Origin of the sequence: Azospira sp. I09, from assembly GCF_009177135.1 — a bacterium.
GTDB lineage: Bacteria > Pseudomonadota > Gammaproteobacteria > Burkholderiales > Rhodocyclaceae > Azospira > Azospira oryzae.
The window spans coordinates 682,898-698,207 of record NZ_AP021844.1; the positions used below are offsets into that span (position 1 = coordinate 682,898).

The following is a 15,310-nucleotide window of genomic DNA, read 5'->3' on the forward strand; positions in this document are numbered from 1 at the left end:
AGGAGCAGCCCATGGCTACCCGCGAAGAAGCCCTGGCCCTGCTGGCCCGGGGAGAACTGGTCCATTCCGCCGAAACCGTGTCCGCCGCCGTGGACCGGGTGGCGGCGGAAATCACCGCCCGCCTGGGGGAGAGCAATCCCCTGATCCTCTGCGTCATGACCGGCGGCGTGGTCTTTGCCGGCCAGTTGATGGCCCGCCTGCCGTTCCCGGCGGACTTCGACTACCTGCATGCCACCCGCTACGGCCAGGATACGGCCGGCGGCGCCCTGTCCTGGCGCGCCGCGCCCTGGACCAGCGTCAAGGACCGCACCGTGCTGGTGGTGGACGACATCCTGGACGAAGGCGTGACCCTGGCGGCCATCAAGGACCGCCTGCTGCACCAGGGGGCCAAGGCCGTCTATCTGGCGGTGGCGACGGACAAGGAAAACGGCAAGAATAAGCCCGTGACTGCCGATTTCGCGGCCCTCAAGGTGCCCGACCGCTTCGTCTTCGGCTACGGCATGGATGCCTACGGCGCCTGGCGCAACCTGCCGGCCATCTACGCCCTCAAGGACGAGTAATCCCGGCGGCGGCCTTCGCCGTCACCGGCCAATCTTCGGAGTTTTCCCGCAATGCTTGCAATCATCGGCGGCAGTGGCCTGACCCAGCTGGCCAACCTGGACATTTCCCACCGGGAAATCGTCCGCACCCCCTACGGCGAGCCCTCCGGGCCCGTCACCTTCGGCAATATCTGCGGCCAGCCCGCCATGTTCGTCGCCCGCCACGGCTACGGCCACACCATTCCGCCCCACGAGGTGAATTACCGCGCCAACCTGTGGGCCCTGTGGTCGAAGAAGGCCACGGCCATCGTCTCCGTGGCTTCCGTCGGCGGCATCCGCGGCGACCTGGCCCCCGGCGACATCGTCGTGCCGCACCAGATCATCGACTACACCTGGGGCCGCCGTTCCACCTTCCACGAAGGCGACGGCTGTACCGTGACCCACGTGGATTTCACCCATCCCTACGACGAACTGCTGCGCAACCAGATTCTCACCGCCGCCTCCATGATCGGCGAGGAGGTGCGCATGGGCGGCGTCTATGCCGCCACCCAGGGGCCGCGCCTGGAGACGGCCGCCGAAATCAACCGCATGGAGCGGGACGGTGCCGACCTGGTGGGCATGACCGGCATGCCCGAAGCGGTGCTGGCCCGGGAACTGGACCTGCCCTATGCCGCCATCAACGTGGTGGCCAACTACGCCGCCGGCCGCGGCGAGAGCCGGGACGGCATCCACTTCGAGTCCATCGAGGACGTGCTGCAGAACGCCATGGGGCGGGTGCGGGGCATCATCGAGCAGCTGGTCGCCAACCACGGCGCCCGGGACTGACCATGGCCGCCGGCGTCGCCCGTCCCGTCCTGCGCATGGGCCATCCGGTGCTGCGGCAGCGGGCCCGGGAAATCACCGAGTTCGGCACTCCGGCCCTGGCCGCCCTGATTGCGGACATGGAAGCGACCATGGTGGCGGAGGGCGGCGTCGGCCTGGCGGCGCCCCAGATCGGCGTGGACCTGCGCCTGGTGGTGTTCGGCTTCGACAGCAGCGAACGCTATCCGGAGGCCCCGGCCATTCCCTTCACGGTGCTGCTCAATCCGCAGCTGGAGCCCCTCGGCAGCGAGGAGGAAGAGGGCTGGGAAGGCTGCCTTTCCCTGCCCGGCATGCGCGGCTGGGTGCCCCGCTGGAAGCGCCTGCGCTATAGCGGCTTCACCCCCGGGGGAGAGCCCCTGGAGCGGGTGGTGGAAGGTTTCCACGCCCGGGTGGTGCAGCACGAGTGCGACCATCTGGACGGCCTGCTCTATCCGGCCCGCATCCGGGACTTTTCCCGCTTCGGCTTCATCGAGGAGTTGTTTCCCGAGGGCCCCGGCACGGGGGCGGAGGATTAAAAAAAGGAGGCCGCGGCCTCCTTTTTTCTTGGCGCAGTCCGCCGCCTGTACTCTGGCCTAGACCTGCAGCATTTCCAGCAATTCCGTTTCCAGACGGATGCGCTTGCTGCTCTGGTCCAGGTCGCCGCCGGAAACGAGGAAGGTATCCTCGGCCCGTTCGCCCAGGGTGGCGATTTTCGCCGTCTGCAGCCCGGCGCCGTGCCGGGCCAGGGTCTGGGCAACGGAGAAGAGCAGGCCAGGACGGTCGGCGGCGACGATGGAGAGGACGCAGTGGCCCCGGTCGTCGGGCAGCAGGCTGACCTGGGGCGCGATGGGGAAGTGCCGCACCTGGCGGGACAGGCGGCCGGTGGGCGGTGCCTCCGGCGGCCCCGGGTGGAGCAGGGCCTCGGTCAGCTCGTGTTCCACATAGCTGGCCATTTCCCGCGGAATCTCCCGGTTGGAGACATCGAGCAGGATGAAGCTGTCCAGGGCGTAGCCGTGGCGGGTGGTGTGGATCTTGGCATCGACGATGTTGAAGCCGGCGCGGCCGAAGAAGCCGCAGAGGCGGGCGAAGAGGTCCGGCTGATCCCGGGTGTAGACCATCACCTGCAGGGTCTCGGTGGCCTCGCTGCAGTCCTGGATCTGGCGCAGGCGGGCCTTCACCAGGGGCTCGTCGTGGTGGATGCGGTAGTGCAGGCAGCGGGTGTGCCAGGCGATTTCCTCGGCCGAGTGGCGCAGGAAATAGACCGTGTCCAGCTGCTTCCACAGACCCTGGTGCACCGTGTCGGAGAGGGCGAAGTAGCGCAGCAGGCGCAGGGCCTCCTCCTGGCGCTCCTCGATGACGCCGTGGGGTTCGGGCGTGACGCCCTTTTCCAGCAGGCGCAGGGTCATGCCGTAAAGGTCCTCCAGCAGCTTGCCCTTCCAGGCGTTCCACACCTTGGGGCTGGTGCCCCGGATGTCGGCCACGGTGAGCAGGTAGAGGGCGGTGAGATGGCGTTCATCCCTGACCCGGGCGGCAAAGGCAGCCACCACTTCGGGATCGGTGATGTCCTCCTTCTGGGCCACCTGGGACATGACCAGGTGCTGGCCCACCAGCCATTCCACCAGCTCCGTGTCTTCCGGCGCCAGGCCGTGGTTTTCGCAGAAGGCGCGGGCGTCGGCCATGCCCAGGCTGGAGTGGTCGCCGCCCCGGCCCTTGGCAATGTCGTGGAACAGGGTGGCGATGTAGAGCAGCCAGGGGCGGTCGAAGCCGGCCACCAGGCGGGAGCAGAGGGGGTATTCGTGGGCGAACTCCTCCATGGTGAAGCGGCGCATGTTGCGCATCACCTGGAGGATGTGCTGGTCCACCGTGTAGGCATGGAACAGGTCGTGCTGCATCTGGCCCACCACGGCGCCGAAGGCCGGGATGTAGCGGCCCAGGATGCCGTACTGGTTCATGCGGCGGAATTCGTGGACGATGCCCTGCTTCTGCTGGAAAAGCTTGAGGAAGCAGGCCCGGTTGGCCGGATCGGCGCGGAATTCGTCGTTGATGAGCAGGCGGGCCCGCCACAGGGCGCGCAGGGTGCGGGCGGTCATGCCCTTCAGGTCCGGGTTCTGCTGCAGCAGGAGAAAGGCTTCCAGCAGGGCGCCGGGACGGCGCTGGAAGACTTCTTCGTCGCTGACGTCGAGCAGGCCGTTGGCCTTCTGGAAATTGGCGTCGATGGCTTCGGGGGCCCGTTCCTGGGCCGGGAAGATGGCGGCCCCAATGTTCTGCATGAGGATGATGTTGAGCTGGGTCACCAGCTTGGCGTTGCGGTAGTAACGCTGCATCAGCTGTTCGCTGGAGCGGCGGGTGGGCGTGGCTTCGATTCCCATGTCCGCCGCCATGGGCGTCTGCACGTCGAACAGCAGCCGGTCCTCGCGCCGGCCGGTGAGCAGGTGCAGCCTGACCCGCAGGGTCTCCAGCAGGCCCTGGGCCTCGATCAGGGCCTGGGTTTCCTCGGCGGTGATGAAACCGCCCCGTTCCAGATCCTGCCAGGTTCGGCCCAGGCCGGCCGCCTGGGCCACCCACAGCACCACCTGGAGGTCCCGCAGGCCGCCCGGGCTTTCCTTGAGGTTGGGCTCCAGGGCGTAGGGGGTTTCATGGAAACGGATGTAGCGCTCGTCCTGCTCCAGCTTCTTGGCCTTGAAGAAGGTCTGGGGGTCCAGGGTGGCCGCCAGTCCCTGCTGGAAGCGGCTGAAGAGGGCCTGGTCGCCGCTCAGCAGGCGGGCTTCGATGAGGGCCGTCTGCACCGTGATGTCGCCGGCAGCCTCCTGCAGGCATTCTTCCAGGGTGCGGACACTGTGGCCGATTTCCAGACCGATGTCCCAGAACAGGCCCACCAGCTGTTCCAGCTTGCCCTTCAGGGCCTCGTCGGGCTCCTCCGGCAATAGCAGCAGCAGGTCGATGTCGGAGGCCGGATACAGCTCGCCGCGGCCGTAGCCGCCCACGGCGACCAGGGCCAGGGAGGAGGGGAACTGCTGGTCCTGCCAGATTTGCACCAGCAGTTTGTCGATGTTGCTGCAGCGTTGCCGCAGCAGGGAAGCGGCGTCGCCTTGGGACTGGTAGTCCGACTTCAGCGCCTGCTGCCCTTCCTGCAGCATGGCTTTGTAATGGGCCAGGGGATGGGGAGCGGGGGCGCTGCTGGGCATGGGCTTCAGATCCAGTCGGGTTTGGGGCGGCTGCCGGCGGAGACGGTCAGGGCTTCGTAGCCGGTTTCGGTGACCAGGATGGTGTGTTCCCACTGGGCGGAAAGGCTGCGGTCCTTGGTGACGATGGTCCAGCCGTCGCCCATTTCCTTGATGGCGGCCTTGCCGGCGTTGATCATGGGTTCCACGGTGAAGATCATGCCGGGCTTCAGTTCGATGCCGGTGCCGGCCTTGCCGTAGTGCAGAACCTGGGGGTCTTCGTGGAACTTGCGGCCGATGCCGTGGCCGCAGAATTCCCGGACCACGGAAAAACCGGCATTTTCCGCATATTTCTGGATGGCGGCGCCGATGTCGCCCAGGTGGGCGCCGGGCTTGATCTGGTTGATGCCGATCCACATGCAGTCGTGGGTGATCTCGCACAGGCGCTTGGCCAGGATGGAGCCTTCGCCGACCACGAACATGCGGCTGGTGTCGCCGTGGAAGCCGTCCTTGATGACGGTGATGTCCAGGTTGACGATGTCGCCATTCTTCAGCGGCTTTTCCCCCGGGATGCCATGGCACACCTGGTGGTTGATGGAGGTGCAGATGGACTTGGGGTAGGGCGTGTAGCCCGGCGGGGCGTAGTTGAGGGGGGCGGGGATGCAGCCCTGCACATTGACCATGTAGTCGTGGCAGATGCGGTCCAGTTCGCCGGTGGTGACGCCAGGCTTCACATAGGGGGTGACGTGGTCGAGCACTTCCGCCGCCAGGCGGCAGGCGATACGCATTTTTTCGATTTCGTCGGCGGTTTTGATGATGACGCTCATTGCGGCTCTTTGTCTGATGCGGGTTGAAGGGCGAAGGATATAGAAGGCGCCACCCTTAGGCAATTTTGGCGGCCGGTGGTTCGCCTTGAGTAAAAAGCGATGAAATGCTAAAATCCTGCGGCTTTTCGGCTTCGGTCCATCGAAACCGGGAAGACGGGGCTGGCAAAACTGTTTTGCCAGGCCTGCATGTCATGGAACCGGGTGGTCCGGTTCCGGGCAAATTACTCACATCCGCCTCTATCTAGGGTGCCCGCTTTGCGGGTGGCAGTAGTGGCTTTTAAAGCTGTAATGCGGCGGATGGCGGTTCAACCCTTGAGGAGTTTTATATGTCCGCAACTATGCGTCAGATGCTGGAAGCCGGTGTTCACTTCGGCCACCAAACCCGTTTCTGGAACCCGAAGATGGCTCAGTACATCTTCGGTGCCCGCAACAAGATTCACATCGTCAACCTGGAAAAGACCCTGGCCAAGTACAACGAAGCCATGGCCTTCGTGAAGAAGCTGGCCGCCAACAAGGGCACCATCATGTTCGTCGGCACCAAGCGCCAGGCTCGCGAGATCATCGCCGAAGAAGCTCAGCGCGCCGGCACCCCCTATGTTGACCAGCGCTGGCTGGGCGGCATGCTGACCAACTTCAAGACCGTCAAGCAGTCCATCAAGCGTCTGCAGGATATGGAACAGTCCGTCGAGGACGGCTCCATCGAGCGTCTGGGCAAGAAGGAAGCCCTGATGCAGAAGCGCGAACTGGAAAAGCTGCAGAAGTCCATCGGCGGCATCAAGAACATGGCCGGCCTGCCCGACGCCCTGTTCGTGGTGGACGTGGGCTACCACAAGATCGCCATCACCGAAGCCAACAAGCTGGGCATCCCCGTGATCGCCGTGGTTGATACCAACCACTCCCCCGAAGGCGTGGATTACGTGATCCCCGGCAACGACGACTCCTCCCGCGCCATCCGCCTGTACGCCCGTGGCGTGGCCGATGCCATCCTGGAAGGCCGCAGCATGTCCCTGCAGGAAATCGTGGCTGCCACCGGCGGCGACGACGAGTTCGTTGAAGTGGAAGAAGCTGCCGAGTAATCGGTCCCTTCCGACGCCGCTTCCGAGCGGCGTTTCTGATTCGTTTATGTCAATCCGGAAGGGCGCCTGCGTGGCGCCCTTCCAGTAGCAACCGGAGAAAAAATATGGCGGCAATTACCGCAAGCATGGTGGCTGAACTGCGCGCAAAGACCGATGCGCCGATGATGGAATGCAAGAAGGCCCTGACCGAAGCCGACGGCGACATGGGCAAGGCCGAGGAAATCCTGCGCGTCAAGCTGGGCAACAAGGCTACCAAGGCCGCTGCCCGCGTGACCGCCGAAGGCGTGGTCGGCATCTACATTTCCGCTGACGCCAAGCTGGGCGCCATCGTCGAAGTGAACTGCGAAACCGACTTCGTGGCCAAGAACGACGACTTCCTGGAACTGGTGAAGAACGCCGCCGAACTGGTGGCCACCAAGAACCCGGCCGACGTGGAAGCCCTCTCCGCCCTGGAAGTGGGTGGTCAGAGCCTGGAATCCATCCGTGCCGCCCTGGTCGGCAAGATCGGTGAAAACATGTCCTTCCGCCGCTTCGTGCGCGTGGAAGCCCAGGGCACGCTGGCTTCCTACATCCACGGCGGCGCCAAGATCGGCGTGCTGCTGGACTTGGTGGGCGGCGACGAACAGCTGGCCAAGGACATCGCCATGCACATCGCCGCTTCCAAGCCCAAGGCTCTGGATGCTTCCGGCGTTTCCCAGGAACTGATCGACACCGAGCGTCGCGTCGCCATCGAAAAGGCCCGTGCCGACAACAAGCCCGAAGCCATGCTGGAAAAGATCGCCGACGGCACCGTGCAGAAGTTCCTGAAAGAAGTGACCCTGCTGGCCCAGGTCTTCGTCAAGGCTGAAGACGGCAAGCAGACCATCGAACAGCTGCTGAAGGCCAAGGGTGCCTCCGTGGCCGCTTTCACCCTGTTCATCGTGGGCGAAGGCATCGAGAAGAAGGTCACCGACTTCGCTGCTGAAGTGGCTGCCCAGGCTGCCGCTGCTGCCCAGAAGTAATCTAGCAATCTAAGGATGCCCATGCCCGATACCACTCCCCAGCCGGCCTACAAGCGTATTCTCCTCAAACTCAGCGGCGAGGCCCTGATGGGCTCCGATGCCTACGGCATCAATCGCCAGACGATCTCCGAGATTGTCGCCGAGATCAAGGAAGTGGCTGAACTGGGGGTGGAAATCGGCGTGGTCATCGGCGGCGGCAACATCTTCCGCGGTGTTGCGCCTGCCGCCACCGGCATGGACCGGGCTACCGCCGACTACATGGGCATGCTGGCCACCGTTATGAACGGTCTGGCCCTGCAGGACGCCATGCGCATGGCCGGCCTCAACAGCCGGGTCCAGTCCGCCCTGGATATCGAGCAGGTGGTGGAGCCCTACATCCGGGGCAAGGCCATCCGCTATCTGGAACAGGGCCGCATCGTCATTTTCGCTGCCGGCACCGGCAACCCCTTCTTCACCACCGATACCGCCGCCGCCCTGCGCGGTGCCGAAATCGGCGCCCAGATCGTGCTCAAGGCGACCAAGGTGGACGGCATCTACACTGCCGATCCGAAGAAGGATCCGTCCGCCACCCGTTACGACAAGATCAGTTTCGACGAAGCCATCGCCCGCAATCTGGCGGTCATGGATGCCACTGCATTCGCGCTGTGCCGCGACCAGAAACTGCCGATCAACGTGTTTTCCATCTTCAAGAGCGGCGCCCTGAAGCGGGTGGTGCTGGGTGAAGCGGAAGGCACGCTGGTCTACTGCTGAGGGGAACAGACCATGATTTCCGAAGTCAAGAAGAACACCGAAGCCAAGATGCAGAAGTCCATCGAGGCCTTGAAGAACGACCTCGCCAAGGTCCGCACCGGCCGTGCCCATACCGGCCTGCTGGATCACGTGCAGGTGGATTACTACGGCAGCATGGTGCCGGTTAACCAGGTGGCCAACATCACCCTGGTGGACGCCCGCACCATCGGCGTGCAGCCCTGGGAAAAAGGCATGGGCGCCAAGATCGAAAAGGCCATCCGCGATTCCGATCTGGGCCTCAATCCGGCCGCCCAGGGCGACCTGATCCGCGTGCCGATGCCTCCCCTGACCGAAGAGCGCCGCCGCGACCTGACCAAGGTGGTCAAGGGTGAAGGCGAGAATGCCAAGGTGGCCGTGCGCAACCTGCGCCGGGATGCCAACAACAGCCTGAAGGAGGGCGTCAAGTCCAAGGAGATTTCCGAGGATGACGAGCGTCGCACCCAGGACGACATCCAGAAGCTCACCGACAAATACATTGCCGAAGTGGACAAGCTCGTCGCCCAGAAGGAAGCCGAGCTGATGGCGGTCTGACCGCCATCTTCCCCTTCCGGGAGATTTCACCGGATGTCCATTTTCAAAAGCTCCACCCGGGATATCCCCCGGGCGGCAGCGGTGCCCCGGCACATTGCCATCATCATGGATGGCAATGGCCGGTGGGCCAAAAAGCGTTTCCTTCCCCGTTTTGCCGGTCACACCAAAGGCGTCGAGTCCGTCCGCGACATGGTGCGGGCTTGCCTGGAAAATGGGGTGGAATACCTGACCCTGTTCGCCTTCAGTTCCGAGAACTGGCGCCGTCCCCAGGATGAAGTCAGCCTGCTCATGCAGTTGTTCGTCAAGGCGCTGCAGCAGGAGGTGGAACGGCTGCACAGCAACGGTGTACGCCTGCGCATCGTGGGCGACCTGTCCCGTTTCGATCCCGCCTTGCAGCAACTCATCCGCCAGGGCGAGGAACGCACTGCCGGCAACGAGCGCCTGACCCTGACCATTGCCGCCAACTACGGCGGTCGTTGGGACATCCTGCAGGCGGCCAACCGTCTGGCCCAGGCCTGTCCCGACAAGCTCGGACAGTGGCAGGAAGAGGACCTGGCGCCTTTCCTGGCCATGGCCTATGCCCCGGAGCCGGATCTGTTCATCCGCACCGGGGGCGAGCAGCGCATCAGCAATTTCCTGCTCTGGCAGCTGGCCTACTCGGAATTCTATTTCACCGATACCCTCTGGCCCGAATTCGATACGGCCGCCCTGGAGGCCGCCATTGCTTCCTACCAGCAGCGGGAGCGCCGCTTCGGCCGTACCAGCGAGCAGCTCGCCACCGACACCAAGGGGAACTCCCATGCTTAAGGCCCGGGTCATCACCGCCATTTTCCTGCTGATCGGTTTCCTGGCCGCCCTGTTCCTGCTTTCGCCCCTGGGCTGGACCCTGCTGGCCACCGTTGTCGCCATGCTGGCGGCCTGGGAGTGGGGCGGCCTGATGCGTCTGGTCGGCATCCAGCGGATCGCGGTGGCCTTGCTCCTCGGTGTCCCTTGTACCACCTTGATGCTTGCCCAGCCGGAGGCGCTCGGTCTCTCCGGTAGCCTCGACAAGGGCGCCGCCCTGTCCCTGGCCTGGTGGTTCCTGCTGCCGGCCCTGGGTTTCTGGACCCTGCTGGTGCCCTTGTGGCTGGTGCGGCGCTTTCCCTTGTCGGGGACTGCGTTCGGCCTGCTGACCGGCGCCGTGGTGCTCTTGCCCACCTGGCTGGCCCTGGTCCTGCTGCGTCACCTGGGTCCTTGGGCCCTGCTCGGCATCATGGCCCTGGTCTGGATCGCCGATATTGCCGCCTACTTCACCGGCCGGGCCTTCGGCCGCCGCAAGCTGGCGCCCCAGATCAGCCCGGGGAAGACCTGGGAGGGGGCCTACGGCGCTGTGGCCGGTGTCCTGATCTACGGTCTGGCGGTCTATTTCCTTGCCGGTTCCGCGGTGATCTTGCCTGTGCTGCTCCTGATTCCCACCCTGCTGGTGCTGACCGCGGTCAGCATCATCGGCGACCTGTTCGAGTCCCTGCTCAAGCGCCAGGCCGGCATCAAGGACAGCAGCCAGCTGTTGCCCGGCCATGGCGGCATTCTGGATCGCATCGACAGTCTCACTTCGACCCTGCCTTTGGTGACCCTGCTCTGGCTCGTTCTCTGATCCTTCCGTTTTTTTTGCCGGACTCCCCATGCAGCCCCAGCGTCTCACCATCCTAGGTTCCACCGGCTCCATCGGCGTCAGCACTCTGGACGTCGTCCGCCGCCATCCCCAGCGCTACCGGGTGGTGGCTCTGTGTGCCCACCGGCAGGTGGACAAGCTGGCGGAACAGTGTCGGGAATTCCTGCCATCTTATGCCGTAGTCGGTACCGAGGCTCTGGCCCACGATTTGAGGGGCCGGCTGGCGGGGCTCTCCATCGAGGTGCTGCACGGTCCCCAGGCCTTGTGCCAGATGGCGGAGCTGGCGGAGGTGGATGCGGTCATGGCCGCCATCGTCGGCGCAGCCGGTCTGGCGCCCACCCTGGCCGCGGTCCGTTGCGGCAAGAAAGTGCTGCTGGCCAACAAGGAAGCCCTGGTCATGGCCGGGCCGGTATTCATGGCTGCAGTGGCCCGGCATGGCGCCACGTTGCTGCCTATCGATAGTGAACATAACGCTATTTTTCAATCACTTCCGATTAATTTCTCAAGTGATTTGTCAAAAAATGGGGTGCGTCGGATTCTGCTCACCGCCTCCGGCGGGCCGTTCCGCAACGCCACGGCAGAGAGTCTCGAATCGGTCACGCCGGATCAGGCTTGCGCCCATCCCAACTGGGTCATGGGGCGGAAGATTTCAGTGGATTCGGCTTCCATGATGAACAAGGGCCTGGAGGTGATCGAGGCCCACTATCTGTTCAACGTGGCCGCCGACAAGATCCAGGTGGTGATCCATCCCCAGAGCGTCATCCATTCCCTGGTGGAGTATGTGGATGGCTCGGTGCTGGCCGAACTGGGCAACCCGGACATGCGCACTCCGATCGCCCACGCACTGGCCTTTCCCGAGCGTATCGAGTCCGGGGTCGGCCCTCTCGACCTGTTCCAGGTTGGCCGGCTGGATTTCCAGGAGCCCGACAACCGGCGTTTCCCCTGCCTCTCCCTGGCCTATCGGGCTCTGGCGGAGGAGGGCAGTGCCCCGGCCCTGCTCAACGCTGCCAACGAAGTGGCAGTGGAGGCATTCTTGGCCGGCGCCATCGGTTTTACCGCCATTCCCCGCGTCATTGAGGCGACCCTCGATGCCATTCCCACGGTCGCCGTGGGCAGTCTTGACGACGTGATGGGCGCCGATGCGCAGGCCCGAGCCAAGGCCAGGGAACTGTTGGCCCGGGAATCGCTGCGGTGAGCAACTTCCTTTTCTACCTGGCGGCATTCGCCGTCGTCCTCGGTGTCCTGATCGTGGTGCACGAACTGGGACATTATTGGGTCGCCCGGCTCTGCGGCGTGAAAGTCCTGCGCTTTTCCATCGGTTTTGGACGGCCAATTTTTTCGCTGTTCTCCGGGGCGGACCGTACCGAATGGGCCGTCGGTGCCTTCCCGCTGGGCGGCTACGTCAAGATGCTCGACGAGCGGGAGGCTCCCGTGGCGGCCCAGGAACTGCACCGGGCCTTCAACGTGCAGCCGGTGGGCAAGCGCATGGCCATTGTGGCGGCGGGCCCCCTGGCCAACCTGCTGCTGGCGGTCCTGATTTACTGGGGGCTTTTCTATAGCGGCACCGAAGAACTGCGCCCCATCCTGGGGGTACCACCGGCCGCCTCTGCGGCTGCCGAGGCGGGTATTCAAAACGGCGAAGTGGTGGTCCGGGTGGATGGCCGGCCGGTGCAGACCTGGCAGGATTTCCGCTGGGAACTGCTGCAGTCCAGCGTCAATAAGTCCGCCGGGGCCGAAGGTGTAGAGTCCGATCCCGGCTATGTGAGCATCGAGGTCCAGGACGCCCGTCAGCAAATCGTATTCCGGCGCCTCAACCTGGCACCCTTGAGGGAGCAGGGTTACGAGGGGGATCCGCTGGGGCTCCTGGGGGTGAATTTTTTCCGGCCCCAGCTGGCGCCGGTGTTCGGCAAGGTGACGCCCGGCAGTCCGGCGGAGGCCGCGGGGCTCCTGAGTGGTGATAGGGTGCTGGCGGTGGATGGCGTGGCCATCGAATTCTGGTCGGATGTGGTGCAGAAAATCCGCAATGCGCCGGACCAGCCTCTGCGCCTGAGCATTCTTCGCGACGATGCCCGGCTGGAAATCAGTGTCGTGCCGGAAGGCTATGGGGATCGCGGCGCCAGGATCGGGCGCATCGGCGTCGGCGTGCGCGATGCGGGTCCCAGCCGCGACGAGTTGACGGTCACGGTGCGCTACGATGTGCTGACCGCCTTGTCCAAGGCGGTGGAGGAAACCTGGGAAAAATCCTCCTTCAGCCTGGTGATGATGGGCAAGATGCTGACGGGAGAGGTGTCCTGGCGCAATCTCAGCGGTCCGGTCACCATCGCCGATTACGCGGGTCAATCGGCTCGCATGGGGATCGACTACTACCTCAAGTTTTTGGCCCTGGTCAGCATCAGTCTGGGCATCCTCAATCTGCTCCCCGTGCCGGTGCTGGATGGCGGGCATTTGATGTATCATATGATTGAGATTATCAAGCGAGGGCCAGTCTCGGAGCGGTTCATGGAGATTGGTCAACAAATCGGGCTGGCGCTGCTTTTGTTGCTCATGGCGTTTGCCTTCTACAACGACATCAACCGATTGATTTCCGGCTGAATATGAACAAAAACCTGTTGGCAGGGGTTGTTGCGGCGCTTTTCGCTTCTGCGGCCCAAGCCTTCGACCCGTTTGTGGTCAAAGATATCCGTGTTGAAGGTATTCAGCGTACCGAAGCCGGTACCGTATTCAGCTACCTGCCGCTCCGCGTCGGCGACACCCTGAATGACGAGCGTGCTGCCCAGGCCATCAAGGCCCTGTTCGCCACCGGCTTTTTCAAGGATGTTCGCATCGAGGTTGATGGCGATGTCATGGTCCTGGTGCTGGAAGAGCGCCCTGCCATCTCCCAGATCGATTTTGTCGGCCTCAAGGAGTTCGACAAGGACCAATTGAAGAAGGGCCTGAAGGACGTCGGTCTGGCCGAGTCCCGCATCTTCGACCGGGCCCTGCTGGACAAGGCGGAGCAGGAGTTGAAGCGCCAGTATCTCTCCCGCGGCAAATACGCGGTGGAAATCAAGACCACCGTGACGCCCCTGGAGCGGAACCGGGTTGCCATCAACTTCACCATCGACGAAGGCGACGCGGCCAAGATCAAGCAGATCAACATCGTCGGCAACCAGGCCTTCAAGGAAAAGGAACTGCTGGAACTCTTCCAGTTGCAGACGCCTGGCTGGCTGACCTGGTATACCAAGAACGATCAGTATTCCAAACAGAAGCTTTCCGCCGACCTGGAAAACCTCAAGTCCTATTACCAGAACCGGGGCTATCTGGAATTCAATGTGGAGTCCACCCAGGTTTCCATCAGTCCGGACAAGAAGGACATCTACATCACCATCAGCGTCAATGAGGGGGAACGGTTCATCGTTTCTTCGGTGAAGCTGGCGGGTGACCTGATTGCGCCTGAAGCCGAATTGCGCAAGCTGGTGACCATCAAGCCAGGCGAGATTTTCTCCCGGGAAAAACTGAATGAAACCCAGAAGGCCCTTTCCGACCGTCTGGGACGCGAAGGCTATGCCTTTGCCAACGTGAACTCCGCACCCGAAGTGGACAAGGAAAAGCGCCAGGTTGCCTTCACCATCTTCGTGGATCCGGGTAAGCGGGTCTATGTGCGCCGTATCAACATCGGTGGCAACACGCGGACCCGGGATGAGGTCATCCGCCAGGAAATGCGCCAGATGGAAGGCGGCTGGTATGACGCCGAGAAGATCCAGCTCTCCAAGCAGCGCGTGGACAAGCTCGGCTACTTCTCCGACGTGACCGTAGAAACGCCGCCGGTGGCCGGTACCAGCGACCAGGTGGATGTCTCCATGAACGTCACTGAGAAGCCCACCGGTAACCTGATGCTGGGTGCCGGTTTCTCGAGTTCCGATGGCGTCATCCTTTCCGGCTCCATTGCCCAGCAGAATGTCTTTGGCAGTGGCAAGTCGGTTTCTGTGGGGGTAAATACGGCAAAATCTCGGCAAACCTATGCATTTTCATACACTAATCCGTATTTCACGGTGGATGGAATTAGTCAGGGATTCGATATCTACAAGAAGACTTATGATCCCACTAACACAACCTACTCTAAAAGTTATAAGACCTCATCAATTGGCGGGGGGCTTCGATGGGGAGTTCCCATTGCAGAAAAGGAAACGATTAGTTTTGGTGTTGCAGTAGATAAGACAGAGATCGATACATTTGATGATAGCCGTCAAATTTATAAAGATTTTGTTAAAGATTTTGGCAAGTCAAATACTTCGGCAAGCGTCAATCTTGGCTGGTCGCGGGATGGTCGGGATAGCTTGATCTATCCTACTAAAGGGGCTTTAACCAGGGTCAGCACTGAGGTGGCTCCGGCCGGTACGTTGAAATTCTATAAAATGAATCTTCAGCATCAGCGCTTTATCCCATTCACCAAAGATTTGGTGCTGATGTTGAATGGTGAGATCGGTATTGGTAATGGATTGGGTGGAGGCAAATCGCTACCTTTTTATCGCAGTTATTACGCCGGCGGCGTTACTTCGGTGCGGGGTTACGATGTGGCAAGCCTCGGCCCCCGTCAGAATGATGAAGCCATCGGCGGTACCAAGCGGGTGGTGATGAATGCCGAACTGCTGTTCCCAATGCCCGGCAGCGGTCTGGACAAGTCTTTGCGCCTGGGCTGGTTCGTGGATGCCGGCCAGGTCTTTGGTCCCAAGGACGACAACGGGGACTACTCCAAGTTTGCCTTGGGCGACCTACGTTATTCCACGGGTCTGGCCGTGGCGTGGTCTTCGCCCATGGGGCCGCTCAAGTTCAGCGTAGCTCAGCCGCTGAACGACAAGGAAGGCGACAAGACCCAGCGCTTCCAGTTCACCATGGGTACTACTTTTTAATCAGGA

General features: G+C 62.8%; 14 protein-coding genes. 12 read left to right on the forward strand and 2 right to left on the reverse strand.

Going from position 1 to position 15,310, the window contains the following annotated elements; translation table 11 throughout:
• Positions 1-11: 11 nt before the first annotated feature.
• From AZSP09_RS03095 to def, 3 genes are read left to right on the forward strand one after another with little or no spacing between them, the layout of a single operon-like run.
• Positions 12-560: a hypoxanthine-guanine phosphoribosyltransferase gene (locus tag AZSP09_RS03095; RefSeq protein ID WP_014237730.1), complete on the forward strand. Its 549-nt coding sequence runs from the start codon at positions 12-14 to the stop codon at positions 558-560.
• Between the two features lie 51 nt (positions 561-611).
• Positions 612-1,364, forward strand: coding sequence for an S-methyl-5'-thioinosine phosphorylase (locus AZSP09_RS03100; RefSeq protein WP_014237729.1), 753 nt, complete (start codon positions 612-614; stop codon positions 1,362-1,364).
• A 2-nt stretch (positions 1,365-1,366) separates the two neighbouring features.
• Positions 1,367-1,915: a peptide deformylase gene (gene def / locus AZSP09_RS03105; RefSeq protein ID WP_152089142.1), complete on the forward strand. Its 549-nt coding sequence runs from the start codon at positions 1,367-1,369 to the stop codon at positions 1,913-1,915.
• Between the two features lie 57 nt (positions 1,916-1,972).
• Here the strand turns inward: def and AZSP09_RS03110 are convergent, their stop codons facing one another.
• Complete coding sequence (locus AZSP09_RS03110; protein ID WP_152089143.1) at positions 1,973-4,564, reverse strand: [protein-PII] uridylyltransferase; 2,592 nt, start codon at positions 4,562-4,564, stop codon at positions 1,973-1,975.
• A gap of 5 nt (positions 4,565-4,569) precedes the next feature.
• Positions 4,570-5,367, reverse strand: a complete 798-nt coding sequence (gene map / locus AZSP09_RS03115; RefSeq protein WP_014237726.1) for a type I methionyl aminopeptidase — start codon at positions 5,365-5,367, stop codon at positions 4,570-4,572.
• 326 nt (positions 5,368-5,693) lie between these two features.
• Between map and rpsB the strand changes: the two genes are divergently transcribed.
• The 9 genes from rpsB to bamA all read left to right on the forward strand — a co-directional run bounded on the left by rpsB (position 5,694) and on the right by bamA (position 15,304).
• Positions 5,694-6,443, forward strand: a complete 750-nt coding sequence (rpsB, locus tag AZSP09_RS03120) for a 30S ribosomal protein S2 (protein ID WP_014237725.1) — start codon at positions 5,694-5,696, stop codon at positions 6,441-6,443.
• Positions 6,444-6,547: 104 nt separating this feature from the next.
• Positions 6,548-7,444, forward strand: a complete 897-nt coding sequence (gene tsf, locus AZSP09_RS03125; protein WP_152089144.1) for a translation elongation factor Ts — start codon at positions 6,548-6,550, stop codon at positions 7,442-7,444.
• A 21-nt stretch (positions 7,445-7,465) separates the two neighbouring features.
• Positions 7,466-8,194 carry a UMP kinase gene (pyrH, locus tag AZSP09_RS03130; RefSeq protein ID WP_130458553.1) on the forward strand — a complete coding sequence of 243 codons (729 nt, stop codon included), beginning with the start codon at positions 7,466-7,468 and terminating at the stop codon, positions 8,192-8,194.
• Positions 8,195-8,206: 12 nt separating this feature from the next.
• Complete coding sequence (frr, locus tag AZSP09_RS03135) at positions 8,207-8,764, forward strand: ribosome recycling factor (RefSeq protein ID WP_152089145.1); 558 nt, start codon at positions 8,207-8,209, stop codon at positions 8,762-8,764.
• Between the two features lie 33 nt (positions 8,765-8,797).
• Positions 8,798-9,571, forward strand: a complete 774-nt coding sequence (gene uppS, locus AZSP09_RS03140) for a polyprenyl diphosphate synthase (protein WP_152089146.1) — start codon at positions 8,798-8,800, stop codon at positions 9,569-9,571.
• Positions 9,564-10,397 carry a phosphatidate cytidylyltransferase gene (locus AZSP09_RS03145; protein ID WP_152089147.1) on the forward strand — a complete coding sequence of 278 codons (834 nt, stop codon included), beginning with the start codon at positions 9,564-9,566 and terminating at the stop codon, positions 10,395-10,397. Before uppS ends, AZSP09_RS03145 begins: the two co-directional genes overlap by 8 nt.
• Positions 10,398-10,425: 28 nt before the next feature.
• The gene (gene ispC, locus AZSP09_RS03150; protein WP_152089148.1) at positions 10,426-11,610 is read left to right on the forward strand and encodes a 1-deoxy-D-xylulose-5-phosphate reductoisomerase; all 1,185 of its coding nucleotides are present in this window, start codon (positions 10,426-10,428) and stop codon (positions 11,608-11,610) included.
• Positions 11,607-13,007 carry an RIP metalloprotease RseP gene (gene rseP / locus AZSP09_RS03155; RefSeq protein WP_152089149.1) on the forward strand — a complete coding sequence of 467 codons (1,401 nt, stop codon included), beginning with the start codon at positions 11,607-11,609 and terminating at the stop codon, positions 13,005-13,007. Before ispC ends, rseP begins: the two co-directional genes overlap by 4 nt.
• Before the next feature lie 2 nt (positions 13,008-13,009).
• On the forward strand, positions 13,010-15,304 hold the full coding sequence (gene bamA, locus AZSP09_RS03160) for an outer membrane protein assembly factor BamA (protein WP_152089150.1): 2,295 nt from the start codon (positions 13,010-13,012) through the stop codon (positions 15,302-15,304).
• Positions 15,305-15,310: the final 6 nt, after the last annotated feature.